The 23,731-nt window shown below is 72.2% G+C and carries 16 protein-coding genes and 1 pseudogene; 8 read left to right on the top strand and 9 right to left on the bottom strand.

The window, feature by feature from the left end; all coding sequences use genetic code 11:
• Positions 1–113: 113 nt before the first annotated feature.
• The 4 genes from ccsB to K5O09_RS08065 form a co-directional block, all read right to left on the bottom strand.
• Positions 114–1,187, bottom strand: a complete 1,074-nt coding sequence (gene ccsB / locus K5O09_RS08080; RefSeq protein ID WP_222172247.1) for a c-type cytochrome biogenesis protein CcsB — start codon at positions 1,185–1,187, stop codon at positions 114–116.
• A complete protein-coding gene (locus K5O09_RS08075) occupies positions 1,174–2,907 on the bottom strand; it encodes a cytochrome c biogenesis protein ResB (RefSeq protein WP_255596210.1) in 1,734 nt (577 codons plus the stop codon). The genes ccsB and K5O09_RS08075 overlap by 14 nt, the downstream gene beginning before the upstream one ends.
• A gap of 521 nt (positions 2,908–3,428) precedes the next feature.
• Positions 3,429–4,514, bottom strand: a complete 1,086-nt coding sequence (locus K5O09_RS08070; protein ID WP_222172246.1) for a hypothetical protein — start codon at positions 4,512–4,514, stop codon at positions 3,429–3,431.
• Positions 4,514–5,728, bottom strand: a complete 1,215-nt coding sequence (locus K5O09_RS08065; protein WP_255596208.1) for an aminotransferase class V-fold PLP-dependent enzyme — start codon at positions 5,726–5,728, stop codon at positions 4,514–4,516. Before K5O09_RS08065 ends, K5O09_RS08070 begins: the two co-directional genes overlap by 1 nt.
• A 399-nt stretch (positions 5,729–6,127) precedes the next feature.
• On the opposite strand from K5O09_RS08065, the gene K5O09_RS08060 reads away from it, so the two are divergent.
• Entirely contained in the window at positions 6,128–7,093 is a 966-nt protein-coding gene (locus K5O09_RS08060) for a cytochrome c oxidase assembly protein (protein ID WP_255596206.1), read from the top strand.
• A gap of 301 nt (positions 7,094–7,394) precedes the next feature.
• On the opposite strand, the gene cydC is transcribed toward K5O09_RS08060, so the two are convergent.
• The 3 genes from cydC to K5O09_RS08045 are packed head-to-tail and all read right to left on the bottom strand — an operon-like array spanning position 7,395 to position 13,535.
• Positions 7,395–11,021, bottom strand: a complete 3,627-nt coding sequence (gene cydC, locus K5O09_RS08055; protein WP_222172244.1) for a thiol reductant ABC exporter subunit CydC — start codon at positions 11,019–11,021, stop codon at positions 7,395–7,397.
• The gene (cydB, locus tag K5O09_RS08050) at positions 11,018–12,016 is read right to left on the bottom strand and encodes a cytochrome d ubiquinol oxidase subunit II (RefSeq protein ID WP_222172243.1); all 999 of its coding nucleotides are present in this window, start codon (positions 12,014–12,016) and stop codon (positions 11,018–11,020) included. Before cydB ends, cydC begins: the two co-directional genes overlap by 4 nt.
• Positions 12,017–12,056: 40 nt before the next feature.
• The gene (locus K5O09_RS08045; RefSeq protein WP_222172242.1) at positions 12,057–13,535 is read right to left on the bottom strand and encodes a cytochrome ubiquinol oxidase subunit I; all 1,479 of its coding nucleotides are present in this window, start codon (positions 13,533–13,535) and stop codon (positions 12,057–12,059) included.
• Between the two features lie 117 nt (positions 13,536–13,652).
• Here K5O09_RS08045 and K5O09_RS08040 point away from each other — a divergent pair, with 117 nt between their 5' ends.
• The 3 genes from K5O09_RS08040 to K5O09_RS08030 all read left to right on the top strand — a co-directional run bounded on the left by K5O09_RS08040 (position 13,653) and on the right by K5O09_RS08030 (position 16,752).
• Complete coding sequence (locus K5O09_RS08040) at positions 13,653–14,003, top strand: BlaI/MecI/CopY family transcriptional regulator (RefSeq protein WP_222172241.1); 351 nt, start codon at positions 13,653–13,655, stop codon at positions 14,001–14,003.
• A 77-nt stretch (positions 14,004–14,080) separates the two neighbouring features.
• Positions 14,081–15,019, top strand: a complete 939-nt coding sequence (locus tag K5O09_RS08035) for a M56 family metallopeptidase (RefSeq protein ID WP_222172240.1) — start codon at positions 14,081–14,083, stop codon at positions 15,017–15,019.
• Between the two features lie 341 nt (positions 15,020–15,360).
• Positions 15,361–16,752 (top strand): IS30 family transposase, encoded by a 1,392-nt coding sequence (locus K5O09_RS08030; RefSeq protein ID WP_222172239.1) that lies wholly within the window; start codon positions 15,361–15,363, stop codon positions 16,750–16,752.
• Between the two features lie 340 nt (positions 16,753–17,092).
• Here K5O09_RS08030 and K5O09_RS08025 read toward each other — a convergent pair whose 3' ends face one another.
• Positions 17,093–18,667, bottom strand: a complete 1,575-nt coding sequence (locus K5O09_RS08025; RefSeq protein ID WP_222172238.1) for an ABC transporter permease — start codon at positions 18,665–18,667, stop codon at positions 17,093–17,095.
• 53 nt (positions 18,668–18,720) lie between these two features.
• Complete coding sequence (locus tag K5O09_RS08020; RefSeq protein ID WP_222172237.1) at positions 18,721–19,650, bottom strand: ABC transporter ATP-binding protein; 930 nt, start codon at positions 19,648–19,650, stop codon at positions 18,721–18,723.
• A 74-nt stretch (positions 19,651–19,724) separates the two neighbouring features.
• On the opposite strand from K5O09_RS08020, the gene K5O09_RS08015 reads away from it, so the two are divergent.
• The 4 genes and pseudogenes from K5O09_RS08015 to K5O09_RS08000 all read left to right on the top strand — a co-directional run bounded on the left by K5O09_RS08015 (position 19,725) and on the right by K5O09_RS08000 (position 23,578).
• On the top strand, positions 19,725–20,333 hold the full coding sequence (locus K5O09_RS08015) for a TetR family transcriptional regulator (RefSeq protein ID WP_222172236.1): 609 nt from the start codon (positions 19,725–19,727) through the stop codon (positions 20,331–20,333).
• Positions 20,334–20,521: 188 nt separating this feature from the next.
• Positions 20,522–20,881, top strand: a complete 360-nt coding sequence (locus K5O09_RS08010; RefSeq protein WP_222172235.1) for a helix-turn-helix transcriptional regulator — start codon at positions 20,522–20,524, stop codon at positions 20,879–20,881.
• Positions 20,878–22,773: pseudogene (locus K5O09_RS08005) on the top strand (heavy metal translocating P-type ATPase); the annotation flags it as partial. The gene K5O09_RS08010 and the pseudogene K5O09_RS08005, both read left to right, overlap by 4 nt.
• 199 nt (positions 22,774–22,972) lie before the next feature.
• Positions 22,973–23,578, top strand: a complete 606-nt coding sequence (locus K5O09_RS08000; RefSeq protein ID WP_222172660.1) for a cadmium resistance transporter — start codon at positions 22,973–22,975, stop codon at positions 23,576–23,578.
• Positions 23,579–23,731: the final 153 nt, after the last annotated feature.

Raw genomic sequence — 23,731 nt, 5'->3', positions numbered from 1 at the left:
ACAGCACCGTACGACAACGCCCGAGCCCGCGAGGGCGCCTGGCAGCAGGCTGAAGAGCCGCACTGCGAACGGAGAGCCCCTCGCTCTCCGGGAGGGCAGCGGGGGCGTTCGGCTCAGATGCCTGAGTAGGAGTGCTTGCCCGCGACGAGCAGGTTCACCACGGTGAAGTTCGCGAGTACTACGGCGTACCCGACGAAGACGAAGTAGGCGGCTCGTCGGCCGGCCCAGCCGCGGGTGGTGCGTGCGTGCAGGTATCCCGCGTACACGACCCAGGCGACGAATGTCGCGACCTCTTTGGGGTCCCAGCCCCAGTAGCGGCCCCATGCCTGCTCGGCCCAGATCGCGCCGCCGATCAGCGTCAAGGTCCACAGCACGAACCCGACGGCGTTGAGCCGGAAGGACAACGCCTCGAGTTGTCGTGCGGGCGGGACGGTGCTCAGCCAGGACCATGCCGGGCCGGTGATCCGCCACCGGGACAGGGCACGGCGCAGGCCGTCGGCCGCACGCCACGACGTGGCCACGTGCGACCGCCCGGTCTGTCGGGCGTCTTGCAGGACCTGCAACAAGGAGGTGGCGAAGGCGACGGTGAAGATGCCGGTCGCGGCGATCGCGACGCCGACGTGGATGACCAGCCAGTAGTTCTGCAGGGCGGGCTGGACCTGGTCTGCTCGGATGTAGAACGCGTTCAGGGCGAGCACGAGTGCCAGCACGCTCATGCCCATCACCACGACACCGAGGAACGGGATCGTGCGGGTGCGCCGCACGGCCAGGTGCACCAGGGCAGCGACCAGGATCCCCACCAGGGTGAACTCGTACATGTTCGCCGTGGGCCAGCGACCGGCGGCCAGTCCGCGCAGGACGATGCCGACCAGCAGCAGCGTGACACCGAGATAGGTGGTCGAGCGGGCGATGCCGGTCGACCGCCACGACGCGACACCATCGGATGCCTGCCCCTGGTCACCTGAGTCGGGGCTCGCGACCGCGACTGTCGCCACGCCGCCAGAGGCGGGGCTGTTCGCCGACGGGTCACCTGCGCGGCGCGCGGGTGTGGCGAGCGCGGCCTGCCGGTGCTCGCGCGAGGATGCGTCCGCGACGCGGGCCAGCGCGGCGGAGTGTGCGATCAGCGCGATCGTGAACGCGGTCGCCGCGCCCCACACGAGCAGGGTGCTGATGTCACCGAGGGGCATGTCCGGTCCTCTCCTGTTGGCCGGGGCGCTGGCCGGCTCCTGCTGGGCGAACCAGGTCCATTGCCCGGTCGAGCTCCTCCTGAAGGCCCACGTCGTCGCCGCGTGCCAGTGCCGCCCCGGTGACCACCGTGCGCTCGTGGCCTCGGGTCTCTCCGGCCGGGGCCAGGCGCGGCCAGACCCGTCGGCGTGGGACGAACAGCGAGGTCGACAGGCCGGCGAACGCCAGCAGCGAGGACACGAGCACCCAGGTCAGTGACGGGTCGTGGCGCAGGTCAAGCGCGACGAACCTCGGCAGGGCCTCGAAGGTGAGCGTGCCCAGGCCGTCGGGCAGGTCGACGCTCTCGCCGGGGCGCAGGTACAAGGTGACGGGCTGGCCCTCGTCGTCGAGCACCTGGTCCAGGCCGGAGGTGTCGAGCTGGTAGACGTTCTGCGGGATGCCGTCGTCCAGGCCCAGGTCACCGGTCCAGACCGCGAGCACCAGCAGCGGGTCGACGGGTTGGGGGTAGACCGAGCGCCAGACCTGCTCGGAGACCTCCTCGGCGGTGGGCAGCAGCGCCCCCTGCAGGCCGATCTGCGGACCGGTGGTGACGTCGGGCACCTTGATGACACCCCGCGAGGTGTACACGGTGTCCTGCGGCAGGAACGGCACGGTCCCGGCGAACACGACCTCACCGGCACGGTCGCGCACGCTCACCTGGGGGGCGTAGCCGTTGCCCTGCAGGTAGACCTTCGCCCGGTCGATCGTCAGCGGGTCGTTGACCTTGATGATCCGCTCGGTCGGTTCCCCGCTCGGTGTGGTGACGGTCACGTAGGCCGTGAAGTCGCGTGAGAGCGCCGTCGCCGGGTCGAACCGGGCCTCGAAGGCGTCCAGGCGCAGGGAGAACGGCACCAGCGAGGACGCCTGGTATCCGGCACCGGACTCGAAGGTGTCGTAGTCGGCCTGGGTGTTGGCGAACGCCCGGCCCTCGACGATGATCGCCTGGCCCCGGTAGTGCAGGAACTGGCCGACCGCGATCGACACCAGCAGACCGACCAGGGCCAGGTGGAACACCAGGTTGCCGGTCTCGCGCAGGTAGCCGCGCTCGGCGGCCACGCTCCAGATCCCGTCGCCCTCCTCGCGCACGTCCACCCGAAACCGTCGCCGCCACCGCGTGCCGGTCAACGCGGCGCCAGCCTGTCGGGCCACGGCCTGCGGGCTGCCGTCCACCTCGAGCACGGCCTGGGCGGGGAACCGGTCGAACCGGCGTGGCACCCGTGGTGGGCGGGCGCGCATCGCCCGCAGGTGCGCACGGCTGCGCGGCAGGATGCACCCGACCAGGGAGACGAACAGCAGCAGGTAGATCGCCGAGAACCACACCGACGCGTACACGTCGAAGAACCCCAGGCGATCGAGCAGCTCGCCCACGGTGGGGTTGTCGGTCAGGAAGGTCGCGACCGCCTCGGGGGCCTGGGCTCGCTGGGGAAAGATCGTGCCGGGTGCCGCCGCGGTCGCCAGCAGCATGAGCAGCAGCAGAGCGACCCGCATCGACGTCAGCTGACGCCACGCCCAGCGCAGCCATCCCAGTGCGCCGAGCGAGGGCAGGCGTGTGGTGGCCTCGGCGCCCTCCTCGACCGGTGTGAGGGTGCCGGTGGTGAACGAGTCGTCCAGCCCTTCGGGTGCGTAGCGCGAGGCCGGCTCACCGCCCGGGCGATCGCGCGTCAGGTCACCCCTGGGTGGCACGACCGCGGCCCGTCGCAGACGCCAAGGGCAGCGCCGACATTCGGCGCTGCCCTTGGCCCGAAGGGCTTCCACCGTCCACCCACCCGGCCATGGCGGACGTGTGGGGCGGGTTGGTCCCGGGCGCGCCGACGCGGCTCACCGGTTGGCGGTCCGAGCGTGGGTACGGCTGTGCGGCCACGAGCTCCTCCCGTCGTGTCTCGGATGCGCCGGTGGGTTCGGACGGCCACCCGAGTCCGGTCGCCGTCATTCGTTGGTCGCAGGTCTGCGGCTCGTGACATGCGCCCGTCCAGGGCGTCGGCGGGCAGGGTCGGTGTCTCCTCGGTCCGTCCGGTGGTCTGCCGCGACGAGTCGAGGCTATGCGGACTCCTGCGCCGGCCACGGGCGGCGGGGATGGTCTTCAGCAGACCTTCATCTACCCCGACGGGTGCCGGCAAGCGGCCGGGCGGGCTCGACTGCCTCGAGCCTCCCGCCACTGGGCAGCTGGGTCCATGCCCTGGTCGACGTCGGGACGGCCATGCACGTCAGCGCATGGCCTCCAGGTCCGTGGTCTCGACGACGCCCAGGTGCAGGTCACCGTTGGCGATGAGCGTGGGCACGGTCAGGGTGCGGATCTCGTCCTCCACCACGGCCCTGCCCTGAGCGATCGCCTCCTCGACCCGCGCCGAGTCAGCCAGGGCGTCCACCTCGCTGATCGCGTCCTGGTCATACCCGGCCTCGGCCAGCCACGCCTGCAGCTGAGCTTCGGCTTGTTCGGGCGAGGCCTGCTCGTTGAGCCAGACCTGCCATCCCGTGCCGTCCTCACGCGACCCGGTGAAGACCTGTTCGAGGATGAACCAGTCGGTCGGGTCGTCGGCGGGCGCGCCGTCGGCGGACTCGAGGAGCTGGATCGCGGTGAGGTACTGGGCGACCAGAGGAGAGTTGGCGAACTTGGGCACGAACGACAAGGTGATCGGATAGACGATGTAGGTCAGGTTGTTCGCCTCGGCGAACCCGGACTCCTCGATGTTGGTGAACAGCTGGGCGCAGAACTGGCAGCCCGGGTCGATCACCTCCAGCGCGGTGGGAAGGCCGTCCCGGTAGCCGCCCAGGTAGCTGGCGTGCGAGGTGGCGTACTGGGCACCGTCCCAGGTCCTGAACCGGCCCGGGACCGCCGTGATCGTGTCGGCGAGCGAGGAGAACTCGTTGCGGAAGGCGCCGACGACGTCGCCGTCCAGCAGGGACGCCGCGAAGGTAGGTGTCTGGGAGTCGATGCTGCATCCCTGCGTGGCGGACAGCGAGCACGCCTGCGGATTCTCCTTGTTGCAGGTGCCGTAGGCCACCAGGTTCAGCCCGCTGCGGGCGACGACGTAACCGCTGACCACGAGCGAGAGCACCATCGCCCAGGCCGTGACCTCGATCGCGATGCTCGCGGGCCGCACCAGGCGCGGTGATCGCAGCGCCAGGGGCGCGAGCAGGGAGTTCTTCACGTCCTCACGAAAGCTCGTGTCGCACGGCCGGAACGTGACCCTGCGCGAGACGCAGCCCCATGCCCGGCGCAGCAGCGCGCGGTACTTGGCCGAGACGGCGCCCAGGACGAGCAGGACCACGAACGCGGCGACGCAGAGCACTACAGGCCCTTCATGAGGCGGTCCATGACGTCCAGGGTGCGCTCGACGTCCTCATCGGTGTTGTGCGCACCCAGACTGAACCGCACCAGGGGCGGGTGCGTCTCGAGCTCCTGGAGCCAGTGGTGGGCACAGAAGTAGCCGCTGCGCACCATGATCCCGGCCCGCGAGAGGAAGGCGGCCAGACGGTGCCCGTCGACCCGGTCCGGACGCACGCTGACCAGCGAGGAGCCCCGCGGGCTGAGCACCGTGCACCCCGGCAACGGGGTCAGGCCGTCGACCAGGGCCTGCGAGAGACGTTCCTCGCGTGCCTCGCACCGCTCCCCGGTGCCGTCCTGGTAGCCGTCGAGCCACCTCAGCGCCGCGCCGAGGGCGATGATCTCGCCCCACGGCTGCAGCCCTGCCTCCAGGCGGGTGTGCAGCTCGGGCAGCAGATCGAAGTCCGACGCTGTCACGTGCGCGACCTGACCGCCGCCGACGAACGACAGCTCGAGACTTCCCAGGAGCTCGTGGGATGCGGCGACCACGCCCAACGACGCGCCGTAGACCTTGTGTGCGGAGAAGCACAAGGCGTCCGGCGTGAGCCCGCGCACCGTCGACAGCCCGTGCGGCACCGCCTGTGCCGCGTCGATGACGGTCGTCCCGCCTGCCCGCCGGACGTCGGCGACCAGCTGGGCCAGCCCCACCGTGGGCGCACCGTCGACGTTGTTCATGGCCGAGACGACCACGAGCGCGCCCGCCAGGTCGCGGTCGCGGTAGACCAGCGCACCGGATCCGTCGCGGTCGAGCAGCAGGCGTTCGATGCCCTCGCGCCGCGCGAAGGTCATCGTGCTCAGAAACACCGAGTTGTGCTCGGTGTGGGTGGTCACCACCCGGCGGTAGCGTCCCGCCGGCAGCTGCTGCAGCAGGAGGTTGAGGGCGTAGGTGGTGTTGAGGGTGAAGGACGTCGTATACCGGCGCGCAGGCAGGCCCAGCGCCTTGAGCACCGCGGCGCGGGTCTGCCCCACCCGCTCGTCGACCTTCCTGCCCCACTCGTAGGCCACCCGTTCACCGCAGGCGTTGTAGGTCAGGTAGTACTCGTTGAGCGCATCGATCACCGGCTGCGGGCGAAGCGTCTGGCATGCGGAGTCCAGATACACGTTGTCCGCCGGCAGGTACGCGAAGCCGTACCGGCCGCCGGCGCCCACGACGGTCTGCTCGGGGCGCCTGGAGAACACCCCTCGCCGTCGAGGCACGGCACCCGCGTTCGCCCGCGCTGCACTCACAGGCACTCGCCGCGGGGAAGACGCAGGAATGGGGGTACGGGCTTCATCGTGGCCCCACTGTAGCTTTCGCCCCCGCCTCGAACAGGGTCCATCGGTCCCGGATCCCTACGACGAAAGCGATTCTTAAGGACGACCGTCGAGCACCGGCCGACAACGGCCGTGACCTGCGGCGTCGCACGCGTGCTGGCCCACCCGAGGGTCGCCTCGTCGCCGCGAGCGCGGCCGGCCGGCTCGTAGCATGGCGGCGGGCGGCCCGGTGCCCTGCGGTCTGGCGAACCGGGAGTCCCCTCCGCGCGGCGACCCACCACCCGCCCGGACGTGATCGTCTCGCGCCGACGGGAGGACTGCGACGTGGTCGGAGCGTTGAGGCTGGACGTCAGCGGGCCGGCATGGCTGCCACCGGAGCCGGCGTCCCTGGCGTCACTGCTGGCGCCCACGCTGCAGCCGGTTCCGCTGCTGCCCGCCGTCGGACTGGTCCTGGCGATCCTGTACACCGCAGGGGTGATCCGGATGCGGGCCTCCGGGCGGCGCTGGTCACCGTGGGCGACGTTGTCGTTCCTGACCGGGTGCGTCCTGCTGGTCGTGGTCACCGGGGCCGGGATCGAGGGCTACGGGCTGGAGATGTTCTCGGTGTTCATGTTCCAGCAGCTCACGCTCATGGTCACTATCCCGCCCCTGCTCGTCCTGGGCCGGCCGGGCACACTCCTGCTGCACGCCACCCCCCACGGCCGCGTCGGGCGACGGGTGCTCGCCACCGCCCGATGGGGCCTGCGCGGAGGCCTCGGCGCGTTCCTGCTGCACCCGGCACTGGCCGTGCCGCTGTTCCTGCTGGCCTTCTACGGGCTGTACCTGAGCCAGCTCGCCGGCAACCTGCTGAGCACCTGGGCCGGGCACATCGGACTCGAGACGGCCTTCCTCGTGGCCGGGGTCCTGTTCATCACACCGGTGCTGTCCCGCGACCCGCTGCCACGCAAACAAGGTCACGCGATGAAGGCCGTCGACGTCTTCCTCGAGATGGCGGTGCACGCCTTCTTCGGCGTGATCGTCATGATGGCCACCACCCCGCTCGTGCAGGCGTTCACCCACCCACCTGCGGCGTGGGGGGTGGACGTCATGGCCGACCAGTGGCTGGCCGGCGGCCTGGCATGGTCCTACGGGGAACTACCGACGCTGCTGATCCTGCTGCTGGTCTTCGCCCGGTGGAACCGTGACGAGTCACGCACCACGGCAGCCGAGGACCGGCGCATCGACCGCTTCGGCAACCCCGAGCTCGACGCCTACAACGCCTACCTACGAACACTGAACCGCGAGCCCTGAACCACCCACCTGGGCAGGCTCGTCCACCATCATGGCGGCCAGCCGCTGGCGAGCCCCACCCCGCGCTAGGCTCGCCGGTAGATCGCTCACTCGCCACGAGGCCGATGGCACCTCCGGCGGACGGCGAACCTTCCCATCGCGGACCCCTGGATCGCGAGGCTCGACAACGCCGCTCGCGAAGTTGCGTACGGCCCCCTTCGTGCTCGGCTGCAGGCTCGTCCGCGCTACGAGTCGCGGCGGCGGAGTCGCGTGGCCAGTGCCCGCCCGGGTGGTCCCGGGCGCACAGGCCACCAGGCCTCGGCTACTGCGGTTTGACCACGTGCTCCCGGAGAACCTCCGAGGACCGGTGGGTCATGACGAGCAGCGCGCGGCCGCGCTGTGCGGCGTCGCGGCGCAGGTCGGTGAGCAGGGTCGTGGCGGTGGCCTCCTCCAGGCCCGAGGTCGGCTCGTCGAGGATCAGCACGTCCGGGTCGCGCAGCAGGGCGCGTGCCAGGACGAGGCGGCGTCGTTCCCCGCCCGACAGCGTCCTCCCGCCGGAGTCGAGCCAGGTGTCCAGGCCCTCCTCCAGGCCGTCGAGCCAGCCGCCTAGGTGCGCTGCGTGCAGGGCGGACCTCAGGTCCTGGTCGCTGGCCTCGGGGCGTGCGAGGCGCAAGTTCTCCCGCACGGTGGTCGCGAAGACGTGATCGGGCTCGCCGGCCAGACCCACCACGCGGCGCAGGCGTGCGCCCGCGCCCGACGGCGTCGAGCCGGCCGTAAGGACGTGATCGCCCACGCGCACCTCACCGCTCAGCGGGGGCAGCAGTCCGGTCACGACCGCGGCCAGCGTCGACTTCCCGGCACCGGACGGCCAGCGGATCTCCACCGTCTCGCCCGCCGCGACGTCGAGATCGAGACCGCGCAGCACCGGGGACCCGGCGTCCCAGCCGGCATGCAACCCGCCCACGTGCAGTCCTCGCGACCACGACGATCCAAGCGAGACGGAGCCACCGGCCGAACAGACACCCGGCATCGGCGCCGACCGGGAGGCCGAGAGCGTCCCGACGGCAGCCCGGGCTTCGACCTCCTGCTGACCGGTGTCCCGGGTGGCCACCAACCGTCGGGTTCCGCGAAAGCGGCTCGGGTCGTCGTCCAACGCGTCCAGGCGCGCCCCGGCGGCCCGTCCGTCGGCCACGGCGCGGACGGCGGGCAGCACCGTGAGCAGGGTCTCGGTGAGCGCGAGCGCCGTCAGGGTGACGATGCCGACCGTCTCGGGTCCGGCGAGGCCCGACGTCCAGGTGAGCGCCGCGACCAGTCCGGCCCCCGACGCCAGCACGGCGGCGCCGAGCTCGGCCAGCCCGCGTCCGCATCCGTCGATGCGCGCGGCATCGCGCTCGGCGGCCTCGGCGGCGGTCCCTCGCTCCTCGATTTCGGCCAGTAGCGAGCGGCCGCGCGCGGTGCCCAGTTCCTCGACGTTCTCCACCGAGCCCACGACGGCGTCCTGCAGGTCGGTGCGGGCCGCATCCCGCAGATGGACGACGCGGCGGTCGGCGCGCACGGCCAGCCAGGGCGCGAGGACGCCCGCGATGGCGGTGCCGAGCGCGAGCGGCACGAGGGCGGCGGGCAACAGCCACGCCGTGCCGAGGGCGACGACGGCGAGCGTGACGGTGCCCGCCGCCAGCGGCACCGCGCCCCGCACCCGCCCGGACAGGCGAGCCTCGACGTCGTCGACCACGCGCACCAGCAGCGCACCCCGCCGCGCGGTCAGCCGTCCCGGCACCCGGGGCACCATGTCGGCGACGACCTGCGCGCGCCAGTCCGCGAGCAGCGACAGCCCGGCGTCGTGCGAGGCGAGCCGTTCGAGGTAGCGCCACAGTGGCCGCGCGATCGCGAACGCGCGCACGGCCACCACGGACACCGAGAGCGTGAGGATCGGCGGCTGGGAGTCCGCGCGGACGATCATCCAGGCCGCCGCCACCGTGAGCCCGATGCCGGACAGCAGCGAGGCCGCACCGGCGGCCGACGCGAGCGCGAACCGGGTGCGCGGCGTCAGGCGGGTCCACCGGCGCCGTGGTCCCGCGAGCAGGGAGCGAGGCGGCGGTGTGGTGGTGGCAAAGTCGGTGGCGGCGGGGTCGCTGGCCGGATCGGGTGCGCCGCCGTCGTACCCGTTCGCCCCAGCCCGGTGGCTGCCGCTCGCCACAACGGCTTCGTCGCCCGCACCGGCGTTGTCCAGCGAGTTGTCCGGTGAGGCGAGGCCGCCGGGTGGGAGCGCCGCGTCGTCGGGAGAGATGGCGCTGCGTGGGGACACGGCGATGCGGTGGTCGGCCGCCGCCGCGAGCACGGGCCGGTGGGTCGCGACGATGACGGCGGCGCCGCGGTCCGCGAGGTCGCGCAGCACGGCCACGACGGCGCGTTCGGCGGCGGCGTCCAGGTGCGCCGTCGGCTCGTCGAGCAGCATCACCGGTGCCGGCGTGTCACGGGGTGCCGTGGCGTCCAACGCGGAGGCGACGGCGAGGGCGGCCCGGGCGAGCGCGATCCGGTGTCGCTGACCGGCCGACAACCCGGTGGCGTCGTCGCCGAGCGCGGTGTCCAGCCCGGCGGCCAGGGTGCTGGTGGGCAGGGCCAGCGTGGCGAGCGCGGCCGTGAGGACCCCGTCGTCGACGCTGGCGGGCAGCCCGGCGGTGAGCGCCTCGCGGACGGTCCGGGCCAGCGGGAGCGCGGGGCGCTGCGGCACGTACTCGGCGTTGTGCGCCCAGGCGTGCCCTCGGTCGCCGCGTTGCACGCCGGCCATCGCGCGCAGCAGCGTCGTCTTGCCGGAGCCGGAGGGTCCGACGACGGCCAGGACCTGCCCGGTGCGCACGTCCAGGTCGGGCAGCGTCAGCGGCTCGCGTCGTCCCGGGTAGCGCACGACGAGCCCACGCGATCCTGCGACGGCCGCCGCGCGCGGCCCGGTGGCGGCGTCGCGATCCGCGCCGTCGAGCGGGGCGAGCAGCACGTCGAGCCGGTCCATCACGGCGCCCGCCTGCGCGGACTCGTGGAACTGCGCGCCCGCCTCGCGCAGCGGCCGGTACGCCTCCGGGGCAAGCAGGATCGCCGTGAGCGCGGGCCACAGCGTCATCTCTCCGCCGGCCAGTCGCACGCCCGCCCCCACCGCGACGAGTCCCACCGAGACGGTGGCCACCAGGTCAAGTGCGGTCGAGGACAGGAACGCCACCGAGATCACGCGCGTCGTGGCGCGCGCGTAGCGCCGGCTGGAGTCGCGCACGGCCTCGACCTGCCGCTCGGCGCGGTTGAAGAGCCGCAGCGTGACCAGACCGCGCACGACGTCGAGGAAGTGCCCGGCCAGGCGGCCGCCACGTTCGTACTGCTGGTCGGCCCGGCGCTGGGTGGCCCAGCCGACCAGCGCGGCGAAGACCGGCACCAGCGGCAGCGTCACCAGCACGGTCGCGGCCGAGGGCAGGTCGACGAGTGCGAGCAGGGCGACCACTGCGGGCGGCAGCACCCCGGCGACCACCAGTGCGGGCAGGTAGGTTGCGAACCACGGCCGCAGCGGGTCCAGGCCGGTCGACAGCAGCGTGGCGACGTCGACCGGGTCGCCGCCGGCGCCGCGGCTCGCCAACCAGGCCGGTCCGCGCCGCGCGATCGCGGCCAGGCCGTCGCGCCGTGCCGAGGCGATCACCCGCGCGGACACCCGGTGTGCGGCTGCCGGGAGCAGCGCGGCGGTGCTGGCGCGCACCAGCAGGGCGGCGGTGAGTCCCGCCAGCGGCACGAGCCAGCCGCCGCCGTCGTCGAGCACCGTCACCACCAGGTGCGCCGCGCCCAGCGCGATCACGACGACGGCGAGCGCCTGGGACACCGAGAGCGTCACCAGCCAGACGAGCGCGCCGACCGCGGGGCGCGCCAGGCGCAGCAGGCGCGGGTCGAGCGGGCCGCGTGGCCTGGGCCCGGTCACGTCGGCACCGGCTCGCTCGCCACGCGCTTGCGGAAGACCCAGTAGGCGAAGGCCTGGTAGGCCAGGACGCCGGGCAGGATGAGCACTGCGGCCCAGCTGATCGTCTGCAGCGCGGTGGGACTGGCTACCGCGTTCTCGACGGTCACGGACCATGCCGGGTCCAGCGTGCTGGCCAGCAGCACCGGGAAGCGGTGCAGCAGGACGCCCGCCACGGTGGCCCCCACCACGCCGACCGCCAGGGCGAAGGCCCAGCCCTCGCGTCGCCGTCGGGCCGCGAGGACCACCAGGGCGAGCAGCCCGGCCGCGAGCAGCCCGGCCCACCACGGCCAGGCTCCGGTGAGGCCCGAGACCAGCGCTGTCGCCCCGAGCGCCAGCGCCGGTGCCGCCACCCAGGCCCGGGCGCGTTCGCGGACCGGCCCGGTCGTGCGCAGTCCCAGGTATGTCGCGCCGAGCACGACGGCGGCGCTCAGTCCGATCAGCGCCCCGGTGAGCGCGGCGGGTTGGGCGAGCGCTGACAGGGTGCGGCCGAGTGCACCGCCGCTCGCCGCGACCTCCCCGTCGGGGCCGAGGGCCAGCCCGCCGGTGAGCACCCCGAGGGTGGCGCCGAGCAGCGCGGCCGTCAGCGCCGAGCTGGCCGCCAGTGCGATGTCGCAGCCGCGGCGCCAGGCGGCGGAGTCCTTCTTGCCGCGGAACTCGAGGGAGACGCCGCGGACCGCGAGCGCCAGTAGCAGCGCCACCATCGGCAGGTAGAGCCCGGAGAGAAACGCCGCGTACCAGTCCGGGAAGGCGGCGAACATGAGCCCGATCGCGGCGACGAGCCACACCTCGTTGCCGTCCCAGACCGGGGCGATGGTGCGCAGCGCCGCACCTCGCTGCGCGCCGTCGCGGCCCAGCGCGGGGGCGAGGATCCCGACGCCGAAGTCGAAGCCCTCCAGCACCAGGAACAGCACCCAGCACACGACGATGAGGCCGAACCAGACGACGGCGAGGTCCATGGGTCTCCTGAAGGTCAGGTGCTGGCGGGGTCGGGCGAGCTCAGTAGGCCGGGGCGGGGCCGCGCCCGGCCGAGCCGGCCGAGGTGCGGGCGGCGGGATCCTCGTCGTCCTGGTCCGGCTCGTCGGCGGTGGGGTCGGTGGACAGGTCGAGGCGGGACAGGTGCAGCACGAGGCGCAGCCACACGACGGCGAGCACGCCGTAGACCAGGCCGAAGCCGACCAGCGAGGCCAGCACCTCCCCCGAGGTCAGGCCGGCCGAGACGCCGTCCTCGGTGCGGAACAGCCCGAACACCAGCCACGGCTGGCGGGCGGTCTCGGTGAAGATCCAGCCGAAGGTGTTGGCCAGCACCGGCAGCGTGGGGATGAGGGGCAGCAGCCGCAGCAGGGTGCGCCCGCCGAGGGCCGTCAGCCGGGTCGACCCCACCAGCGGGCGGCCCTTGCGGGTCAGCACCAAGAACAGCAGCGCGAGCCCGGCGGCGAGCATGCCGGTGCCAATCATCAGCCGGAAGGTCCAGTAGGCGACCGGCACCCACGGCACGTAGTTGCCTGGGCCGTAGGCCGCGGTGTACTGCGCCTGCAGGTCGTCGATGCCCTCGACGACGGCGCTCGGGTCGCCCATGGCCAGGATCGAGAGCAGGAACGGGACGTCGATCGAGAAGAACGGCTCGCCACCTCCCGGGTCGCCGATCGCGAGGATGGAGAACGGCGCGCCGGCTTGAGAGGCGTAGAGCGCCTCGGCCGCGGCCATCTTCATCGGCTGCACGGTGGTGATGACCTTGCCCAGCACGTCCCCGGTGATCGCCACGGCGCCGCCGCCGAGCGCGGTCACCCAGGCACCGAGCCGGGCCAGGCGGCGCCAGGCGGCGTGGTCGCGGTGACCCATCCCGCCGTGGCGGCCCCAGGCCCGCCAGGCGCCGATCGCCATCAGCAGCGCGCCGCCGGTCATCGCGGCGCCCGCCATGGTGTGCGGGAAGGCCGCGAGGTTGACCTCGTTGACCATCAGGTCGCCGAAGCTGTCCAGCCTCGCCCGCCCGGTGTCGGGGTCGATGTCGTAGGCGACGGGGTTCTGCATGAAGGAGTTCGCGGCCAAGATCACGAAGGCCGAGATCGTCGTGCCGACGGCCACGACGTAGATCGTCGTCAGGTGCACACGCGGGGGCAGCCGGTCCCAGCCGAAGAACCACAGCCCGAGGAATGTCGCCTCGAGGAAGAAGGCCAGCATGCCCTCGATCGCCAGGGTCGGCCCGAAGACGTCGCCGTAGAACCGGGAGAACGCGCTCCAGGACAGCCCGAACTGGAACTCCTGGACCAGTCCGGTGACCACCCCGACGGCGAACGTGGCCATCAGCAGCTTGCCGACCAGCATCGTCAGGTCCCGGTAGTGCTGCTTGCCGGTGCGACGCCACGCCGTCTGCAGGCCCGCCGTCAGCGCGGCCAGCGAGATCGACAGCGGCACGAAGAAGTAGTGGTAGATCGTCACGACCGCGAACTGCAGACGTGACAGGTCGAGCGTGTCCATGGGGGCGACGTCCTCCGGGGCGTCCGACGGAGTACTACACGTCGTCGTAAGTATGACACGCCAGAGTACGTGATTCGTAGTACGACAAGGGCCGTAGGTCCCGGGTATACTCCCGCCATGGCGATGGGCGAGCTCGAGAGCGCGGTGATGGCGCACCTGTGGGACGCGTCCGGGCCGTGCACGGTCCGCGAGGTCCACGACGCGTTGGCCGCCAGCCGCCCGCTGGCCTACACGACCGTGATGACGGTGATGGACCGCCTCGCCAAGAAGGGCGTCGTCACCCAGGTCCGCGACGGCCGGGCCTATCATTACGTCCCGGTGCGCACCAGGGAGCAGACGACCGCCGATCTCATGCTCGACGCCCTCGGCGGTGCCGACCCCGCCACCAGGGTTGCCGCGCTGCAGCACTTCGTGGGTCGGGTCAGCCCGCGCGAGGCCGAGGCCATCCGCGCCGCGCTGTCGGGCTGAGCCCGCCTCGTGGCGACCGCCCTCGGACCCCCGCCCCCCGCGGCCGTCGTCGCCGGTCGGGCCCAGCCCGGACCGGCATGACCGCGCTCACCCTCGCGGCCCTCGCCGTCCTGCTGTCCCGGTTCGCGCCCGTCCTGCTCGCCCGCGCACGCCTGCTCGACCGGGTGCCCCGCGCCGCCGTCGTGCTCTGGCAGGCGGTGGCCGGCGCCGCGGTGCTCGCCGCCGTCGGGGCCGCGCTCGCCGCACCAGAGGAACTGGTGCGCGCGCTGCGCGGGGACCGGCTGCGCCTCGACCCGGTCGTGCTGCTCGCCGCCGCTGCCGCCGCGGCCTTGGCCGGGGTGATCGTCCTGCGGCTCGCCGTGGTGGCCCTGCGCCTCGGCGTGTCGCTGCGCCGCCGGCGCCGCCGGCAGCGCGAGCTGCTCGACCTGCTGGACTCGCCCGATCCGGAGCATCTGCGCCTGCACGTGCTGGGCGGGCAGGTGCCGATGGCCTACTGCGTGCCCGGGCGCCCCGCTAGCGTGGTGGTCACCGAGGCGACGTTGCGCATGCTGTCCCCGTCGCAGCTCGAGGCCGTCGTCGCCCACGAGCGCGCGCACCTGCGCGCCCGCCACGATCTGGTGCTGGAGGGCTTCACCGCGCTGCACGTCTCCTTCCCCCGGTTCGTGCGCAGCCGCCTGGCGCTGGAGGCGGTGCGCCGGCTGCTCGAGATGCTCGCCGACGACGGCGCGGTCCGCCGGGTCGGCGCTGCGCCACTGCGCCAGGCGCTGGCCGAGCTTGCGCCGACCGCCGACGACGGCGAGATCGAGGCACGGATCGCGCGCCTGGGCGACGTCCCCGCCCAGGCCGAGGCCGACGGCCACGAGGGCCCGCAGGCCCGCGCCGCGACCAGGGGCGCGCCGTCGTCGCTGCCGCTCTCCGCCCTCGCCTACGCGCTCGCGCTCGCCGTGCTCGCGGTGCCGACCGTCGCGATCGTCTCGCCATGGCTGCGCACCGCCCTGGGTGCCATCGGGTTCTAGGCGCTGGCATGGCTGCCTGGCGTCTTCGGATCGCCCGTGTCGTGGGCAAGAGGAGCACCCGCAGAGCGCCCGTCGAGGATGGCACCGCAGCTGCGACCCGCCCCAGGACAGCGATCAGAGGTGCCGCGCAGTTGTGCCATGGCGTGGCAGCCTCGACGGGCCGCTCCGCACGGGTAGGCGTCGCCGGCAACCTGAAGGCCGACAGACACGGCCGGTGCACCCCACGGCCGCGCATGTTCGCGCCGTGGCCGGTGCGATCGGACGTGAGGTGGTCAGTGACGGCGGCGCAGATGGCGGACTCAACCGGTCGTCGCAACACCTCGTGATCGCGGAGGTGTCGGATGGCACGGCGGCAGCAACAGGCGGATCGGGCGTTGCGACCGGCGATGCGATCACCGGGTCGACCGATTCCGGCGAGGCATGTGGAGCGGGAGTTCTGGCGGCTGATCGCGGCGGGCAAGAGCAGCGAGGAGGCCGCGGCCGGGGTCGGTGTGTCGGGGCCGGTCGGGGTCCGCTGGTTTCGTCACGCTGGCGGCATGGCGCCGTTGTCCCTGGCTGAGCCAACCGGCCGCTACCTGTCGTTCGAGGAACGCGAAGAGATCGCGGTGCTGAAGGCCCGCGGGCTCAGTGTCCGCGCGATCGCCCGCGAGCTGGTGCGTGATCCGGGGACGGTCTCGCGGGAGTTGCGGCGCAATGCCGCGACCCGGGGCGGCAAGCTCGAGTACCGGGCGACGGTCGCGCAGTGGAAGGCGCAGACGGCCGCCCGGCGCCCCAAGGCGGCCAAGCTCGTCACCAACCCCCGCTTGCAGGAGTACGTCCAGGTCCGGCTCAGCGGGCAGCTGCGCCGGCCCGACGGGACGCTGGCCGCCGGGCCGGCGACGGCCTGGAAGGGTCTGAACAAGCCCCGCCGGGGCGACCGGCGGTGGGCGATGGCCTGGAGCCCGGAGCAGATCTCGCGGCGTCTGGTGGTCGACTTCCCCGACGATGAGGACATGCGCATCAGCCACGAGGCGATCTACCAGGCGCTCTACATCCAGGGGCGCGGGGCACTCAAGCGCGAGCTGGTCGCCTGCCTGCGGACGGGGCGGGCGCTGCGCAAGCCCCGGGAGCGCGCGCGCAACAGGCCCCAGGGTCACGTCACGCCCGACGTCGTCCTCAGCGAGCGGCCCGCCGAAGCCGAGGACCGGGCGGTCCCCGGGCACTGGGAGGGCGACCTGATCATCGGGCTGAACCGGTCCGCGATCGGCACCGTCGTCGAACGCACCAGCCGCTACACCCTGTTGGTCCACCTGCCGCGCCTCGAGGGCTACGGCACCGTCCCGCCGGTCAAGAACGGGCCGGCCCTGGGCGGCTACGGCGCCGTCGCGATGAAGGACGCCCTGCAAGCCACGATGACCACGATGCCGTCGGAGCTGCTGCGGTCGCTGACCTGGGATCGCGGCAAGGAGCTGTCCGCGCACGCCCAGTTCAAGATCGACACCGGCATCGCCGTCTACTTCGCCGACCCGCACTCGCCCTGGCAGCGCGGCACGAACGAGAACACCAACGGGCTGCTGCGCCAGTACTTCCCCAAGGGCACCGACCTGTCCCGATGGCCCGTCGAGGACCTCCAGGCCGTCCAGGCCGCGATCAACAGCAGACCCCGCAAGGTCCTCGGCTGGAGAACACCGGCCGAAGTCCTCGATGAGCAACTACGGTCGCTCCAACAGGCAGGCGTTGCATCGACCGGTTGAACCCAGTGATACCAGATCCGCGTCGCGGTCGAGCAGACAAACAGAACGGCGACGCCGGCGATCGTCAGCGCCAGGGTGCTTGTGACGACGCCCGCCAGGGTCAGCGTGCCGCCGACTACCAGTGCCGCGACGATCCGGGCGATCGCGGGCCGCTCCTCGCGTGGCAGTCGGCTCTCGTCGCGCATTGGAAGAGCCTCGCACGGACCGGTCCGCGCCGGTACTCCTCCCCCGCCGCATGGAGAACGTGGCGCCGGCTCCTAGGCCGGCGATCGAGTCTCGGGCCTGGCGACCTCGACGCGGTCTCGCTCACGCCGGTCTTGCCGGCCGAGTGCCTGCGCCGTCATGGTCGCAGTGCGAGGTCTCGCCTGTGGAAGGCGACGGCGCCCGCAGCGGTGAGCGCGACGGCGAGCGCGGTCAGTGCCAGTAGGGGCCCGGCGGTGATGTCCTGGGCCGGGGCCGCGGGGGCATGGGTGAAGGGGGAGATATCTCGCAGCCCGTCGGGTAGTCCGAGTGCCTCGCCCAACGGTCCTAGGAGCAGGGCGGCCGTGAGGGTGGCCCAGGTGGTGGCCGTGGCCCATCGGGGGATGGTCGCGAAGATGGCGACGGCGAGGCCGGCCAAGGTCAAGATGGCTGGGCCTTGGGCGAGGGCGGCGGCGGTGAGGGAGGTCACCTGGGTGGGTAGGTCACCCGTGGACAGACCGTGCACGAGGCCGGTCGTGGCTCCGGCCGCGGTGAGCAGGCCCAGGATCGAGATGGTGGTGATGGTGAGGTGGGCGAGGAGCCATCGGATGCGCTCGACGGCGGTGGCCAGCACCGGCTCGAGGCGCCCGTCGGCTTCCTCGGATGCCAGGCGCAGGACGGTCTGTGCGGGGTAGCACGCGATGATCGCACCGATCAGGGTGGTGACTGCGGCGAAGTAGGTGTCGGCGATGGTCTGGCTGGTCGCCCCGAGGCGGGCGAGCAGGTCGACGAACTCGGGGTTGGAGGACAGGTCGTCGATCTGGCGGCCGACCGATCCGAGGACCGCTGCGAGCACGATCATCCCCGCGCACCATCCGGCGAGCGGGCCGCGCTGCATCCGCCACGCCATCCCGAGCGGGCCGAGGAGCCCGGTGGACGCGGTCGGTGGCCCGAGGCGCGGGGGGAGCATGCCTTGTCCGAAGTCGCGGCGGCCCAGCAGGACTGCTGCGGCCGCGCCGGTGACGGCGAACGCCAGCACCGACAGGCCAAGGGGCCACCAGGTGTTCTCGGCGAACGCCTTGACCTGCTGCGCCCAGCCGATCGGGGACAGCCACGACGGCCACGCGCTGGTCGCGGTGAGCCCGTCGTGACTCAGTTCGCCCAGTGCGTCGCCACTCGCGCGCAGCAGGTAGGCGACGCCGACGGCGACGACGGACATGGAGCTGGCAGCCCGTGCGCTGGGCGACAGCTGCGCGACGACTCCGCCGACGCCGACGAACACCAGGCCGGTTGCTCCCAGCGCTGTGCCGAAGGCCAGCGCACCGTCGGCCGGCAGACCGCTGGTGAGCAAAGTCAGGGCGAGCGCTCCGGCGAGCAGCAAGTTCGTCAGGGCACCCAAGACCAGTGCGGCGACAAGGCCGGCGTGCGAGCCCACGGGGGCTGCGCCGACCAGCTCTCCACGGCCGGTCTCCTCCTCGTGGCGGGTGTGGCGGACGACCGTGAACGCGCTGAGCAGCGCGGTCAAGATCGCCAGGATCCAGAACGCGTCTGATGCCAGAAGCGCCCCGGCACTGGTGTCGGCGGCCGGACCGCGCAGCATGCGCAGCGCCGGGTTCGCCGCCAGGACCACCGCGGCGCTGGTCCGTTCGGCCTGCGTCGCGTAGGTCTCGGCGTTCCCGGCTGCCTGCGCGGCCAACAGGGCAGACAGCCCGGCGATCCAGACCGGGATGCGCACCCGCTCGCGTCGACCCGCGAGCCGGAGCAGCCGCAGTGTCCCCGTGGACGCGCTCACCGGTGGCTCGCCTGGCCTCGCCCGACCCGCCCGGGCGGGTCGGCGGCCACGTCGTAGTGGCGCAGCAGCAGCTGTTCCAGGGTCGGGGGTTGGCTGACCAGCCTGCGCACACCGGCCGCAGCGATCGCCGCGAGCACCTGGTCCAGAGAGCGGTCGTCCACCTGGCAGCGCACGGTGCCCCCGTCGAGCTGCAGGTCGTGCACCCCGTCCATCGCGGCGATCTGGTCGATGGGTCCGCTGACCTCGGCCTCGACGAAGGTGCGGGTCAGATGGCGCAGGTCGTCGAGTGTTCCGCTCTCGACGGTCCGCCCGTCGCGCACGATGCTCACCCGGTCGCACAGCGCCTCGACCTCCCCCAGGATGTGACTGGACAGCAGGATCGTGCGTCCCTGGTCCGCGATCTCGCCGACGACCTGCCGGAACACCTCCTCCATGAGGGGGTCGAGGCCGGAGGTGGGCTCGTCGAGCAGGAGCAGCTCGACGTCGGAGGCCAGAGCCGCCACCAGTGCGACCTTCTGCCGGTTGCCCTTGGAGTACGCCCGTCCCTTCTTGCGCGGGTCGAGATCGAAGCGCTCGAGCAGCTCGGCTCGCCGGCGCCGGTCGATCCCGCCACGCAGGTGGCCGAGCAGGTCGATGACCTCCCCGCCGGACAGGTTCGGCCACAACGTGACGTCCCCCGGCACGTAGGCCAGCCGACGGTGCAGACTGACCCGGTCCCGCCACGGGTGGCCGCCCAGGAGGCGGGCATGCCCGCCGTCTGCCCGCAGCAGGCCGAGCAGGACGCGGATGGTCGTCGTCTTGCCGGCTCCGTTGGGTCCGAGGAAGCCGTGCACCTCCCCCGCCTCGACCGTCAGGTCCAGACCGGCCAACGCCGGACTCCGTCCGAACGCCTTGGTCAGTGCGCTGACCTCGATCACGGATGCCATGCCAGGACCCTAGTTCACTTGATGTGAAACTACAACCAGTGAAGTTTTACAAGGAGTGGACTAGAGTCGGGGCCATGGTGGTCGACCCCGGACTGCGGGAACGCAAGAAGCAGCGCACTCGCCGCGAGCTGGCCCACGCCGCACTGAGGCTGTTCGCCGAGCAGGGGTACCAGGCCACGACGGTCGCCCAGATCGCCGCGGCGGCCGAGGTGTCAACCAAGACGTTCTTCAGCTACTTCCCCAGCAAGCCCGACGTGCTGTTCGCCGACCCGCACGAGCGCATCGACACCGCCGTCGGCGTGCTCGTGGACCTGGCTCCGACGCAGCCGCCCGACGTCGCACTGCACCGGGCGCTCGGGCACCTGCTGAGCACGGCACAGCACGCCGATCCCGATCTCGGCATCCTTCGGCAACGGCTGATCGCCACCGAACCCGCGGTCCAGGCCCGCGCGCTCGCACACATCCTGTCCGCGCAGGCGCAGCTGGCCGAGGCGCTGCATCGCGCCTACCCCGACCGCCTGGACCGCCTGGTCACCGCAGCCGCGGTCGGCTCCGTCGTCGGCGCGCTGGTAGCTACCTTGTACGAGGGGGTCCGGCAAGACCTCCCGGTCGAGGACCTGCGGCGCGCAGCCTCGCACGCGACACAGATCGCGCTCGACGGCGTATCGTCCGCCCTGCCCTGAGGCAGCCGACGAGAACCGACTGTCTCCGTCGTCAGCACGTCGGAGCAGATCCCGGACGGGGGTGATGATCGGCCGATCGAGTGCGTCACGCCTCTGGTGTCTGCTTGTGGGTAGGCAGGCCCGGGGAGACTCAGGCGAAGTTCAACTGACTGTTGGAGATAGGTCAGCGTCTGCTGTATGGTCAGCGTGTGCTGACTATTGCTTCGCGGTTGGATGTGATGAACCGGCTCGGTCGGGCGATGGCCGATCCGACCCGTTCGCGGATCTTGATGACGCTGCTGGAGGGACCGAGCTATCCGGCGGTGCTCTCGCGTGAGCTGGGGTTGACGCGCTCGAACGTGTCGAACCATCTGACGTGTCTGCGGGACTGCGGGATCGTGGTTGCCGAGCCGCAGGGCCGCCAGACCCGGTATAAGATCGCGCACCCGCACCTGACCGCGGCGCTGACCGCGCTGGTGGAGGTCGCGTTGGCCGTGGATGAGGACGCGCCGTGCCTCGATCCTGGGTGTTCGATCCCGGGGTGCTGCGGGACGGGAGCGAGCGCGTGAGTGCGGTCACCGGCTCGCAGGTCGACGACGTCGCCCTCGACGATGACGACGACGAGTACGAAGGGCCGTGGTGGCGGGACCGCGGGGTGCTTGTCCCGGTCTTCTCCGGGGTCGCGTTCGCCGCGGGGCTGATCTGCGAGTGGTCCGGGGCGAAGACGCCCGCGCTGGTGCTGTTCTGGGTTGGTCTGCTGCTCGGGGCGTCGGCCTTCACCCCTGGCGCGATCCGCAAGCTGCTGAAGGGCAAGCTCGGGATCAGCCTGCTGATGACGATCAGCGCGATCGGGGCGGTGATCCTCGGGTTCGTCGAGGAGGCGGCCGCGCTGGCGTTCTTGTACTCGATCGCCGAGGCCCTGGAGGACAAGGCGATGGACCGGGCCCGAGGCGGGCTGCGGGCGCTGCTCAAGCTCGTCCCCGAGACCGCGACGATCCTCACCGATGGCACCCCGGCACAGATCGCCGCGAAGGACCTCGTCGTCGGACAGGTCATGCTGGTGCGTCCCGGTGAGCGGATCGCGACCGACGGGATCGTGCGCACCGGGCGCAGCAGCCTGGACACCTCCGCGATCACCGGGGAGTCCATCCCAGTCGAGGTCGAGCCCGGCGACACGCTCTCGGCTGGCGCGATCAACACTGCCGGGGTGCTGGAGGTCGAAGCCACCGCGGCCGGGACCGACAACTCCCTGACCACGATCGTCGAGCTAGTCGAGCAGGCCCAGGCCGAGAAGGGCGAGCGGGCCCGCCTCGCCGACCGCATCGCCCGCCCCCTGGTGCCGGGCGTGCTCGTCCTGGCCGCTCTCGTTGCCCTGGTCGGATCCCTGCTCGGGGACCCGGAACTGTGGATCACGAGGGCACTGGTCGTCCTGGTCGCCGCGTCCCCGTGCGCGCTGGCGATCGCCGTCCCGATCACCGTGGTATCCGCGATCGGCGCTGCGAGCAAGTTCGGCGTCATCGTCAAGTCCGGCGCGGTCTTCGAGCGGTTCGGCGCCATCCGCCACATCGCCGTCGACAAGACCGGCACCCTCACCCGCAACCAGCCCACAGTCACCGGCGTTCTGACCGCGGACGGGATCGCCGAAGAGGACGTGCTCGGCTGGGCGGCCGCGCTCGAACAGCACAGCACCCATCCCCTCGCCGCGGCCATCATTGCCGCCGCCCCGGAGGGCCGGGCCGCCGACGACATCACCGAGCTCGCCGGACACGGCATCCAGGGCACCATCGACGGCACCTGGGTCACGGTCGGCAACCCCCGCTGGCTCGACCCCGGAGCCCTCACTGACGGGGTCGCGGGCCTGGAGGCGCAGGGGATGACCGTCGTGGTGGTCCAGGTCGACGACGTGCCGGTCGGCGCGATCGGGGTACGCGACGAGCTGCGACCCGAAGTCCCTGAAGTCGTGGCCGCCCTGACCGGTCAGCGCATCGGGGTGACCATGCTCACCGGCGACAACACCCGCACCGCCCACGCCATCGCCACCCAGGCCGGCATCACCGACGTGCGCGCCGAGCTGCGCCCCGAGGACAAAGCCGCCGCCATCACCGCACTGACCGGCACCAGTCCCACAGCGATGATCGGCGACGGCATCAACGACGCCCCCGCCCTAGCCGCCGCCGACATCGGCATCGCGATGGGCGCGGCCGGTTCGGACGCTGCGATCGAGTCCGCCGACATCGCCTTCACCGGCCACGACCTGCGCCTGATCCCGCAAGCCTTCGACCACGCCCGCCGCGGACGACGCATCATCAACCAGAACATCGTCTTGTCCCTGCTCATCATCACCGTGCTGTTGCCGCTCGCCATGACCGGCGTCCTCGGGCTCGCTGCGGTCGTCCTGGTCCACGAGGTCGCAGAAGTCATCGTCATCCTCAACGGAATCCGAGCAGCACACACACACCAACGACCGTCGGCGCCTAGACAGTCCAGTCAGGTCGCTCGTAGCTGCCTTCCCGGCCACCCGCCCCCGGGAAGGCATCTGGCCGTGCGTGGCGCGGTATCCGCGCACGGGTCCGGTACGCGCGGTCGATACAGTGGACGGGCTGCTCAAAGTGCCGTGATGAGCGTCCCGTCCTGTCGATCGAGAAGGGACCCTGCCCGAGATGCTCACCACCGCGATCGCTGCCGTCGGCCTGTTCGCGGGCACCAACGTCGACGACATCATCGTCGTGACCCTGTTCTTCCTCGCTGTCCAGCGCGGCGCGCTCCGCACCTGGCAGGTCGTGGTCGGGCAGTACCTCGGAGTCGGTGCGCTGATCGTGCTCAGCCTGCTCGCCGCCCTCGGGCTGACGATCATCCCCGACCAATGGGTAGGTCTGCTCGGTCTGATCCCGCTGGGATTGGGCGCGTGGGGGTTCGTGAAGTTCCTCCGCTCCCGCAACCGCGACGACGACCAGCCGCCGGCCGCGCTGAACCCCGGCGGTCTGCTCGGGATCACCGGCGTGACCCTGGCCAACGGAGCAGACAACCTCGCCGTCTACACCCCGCTGTTCCGGTCGATGTCGACGCCCGACACGATCACCACGGTGATCGTGTTCGTCATCCTGATCGGGGTGTGGATCCTGGTCGGCCGGCTCGTCGGATCTCGCCCCCGGGTGCTGCGCGTCATCTCCAGGGTCGAAACCTGGCTCGTGCCGGCCGTGTACTGCGTCCTCGGCCTGGTGATCCTGGCCGAGTCCGACGTCTTCACCGCGCTGCTCCCGCGCTGACGCTGCCGGCACTCGATCTGCCCGCGCCAACCGCCGGCTGCGTTCACCGCCTCACGCTCGTGCGGCCGGGCGGGAGGACTCGGGCCGATACTCGGAGGGAGCCCGTGGGTGTCGGCGTGCTCTACGCCAGGCTCTGGATCAGGCGCGATCGGC

Origin of the sequence: Cellulomonas sp. C5510 (assembly GCF_019797765.1) — a bacterium.
Classification (GTDB): Bacteria; Actinomycetota; Actinomycetes; order Actinomycetales; family Cellulomonadaceae; genus Cellulomonas.
Note: the sequence above shows the minus strand (reverse complement) of the source record. Positions and strands in the feature narration are given on the sequence as shown.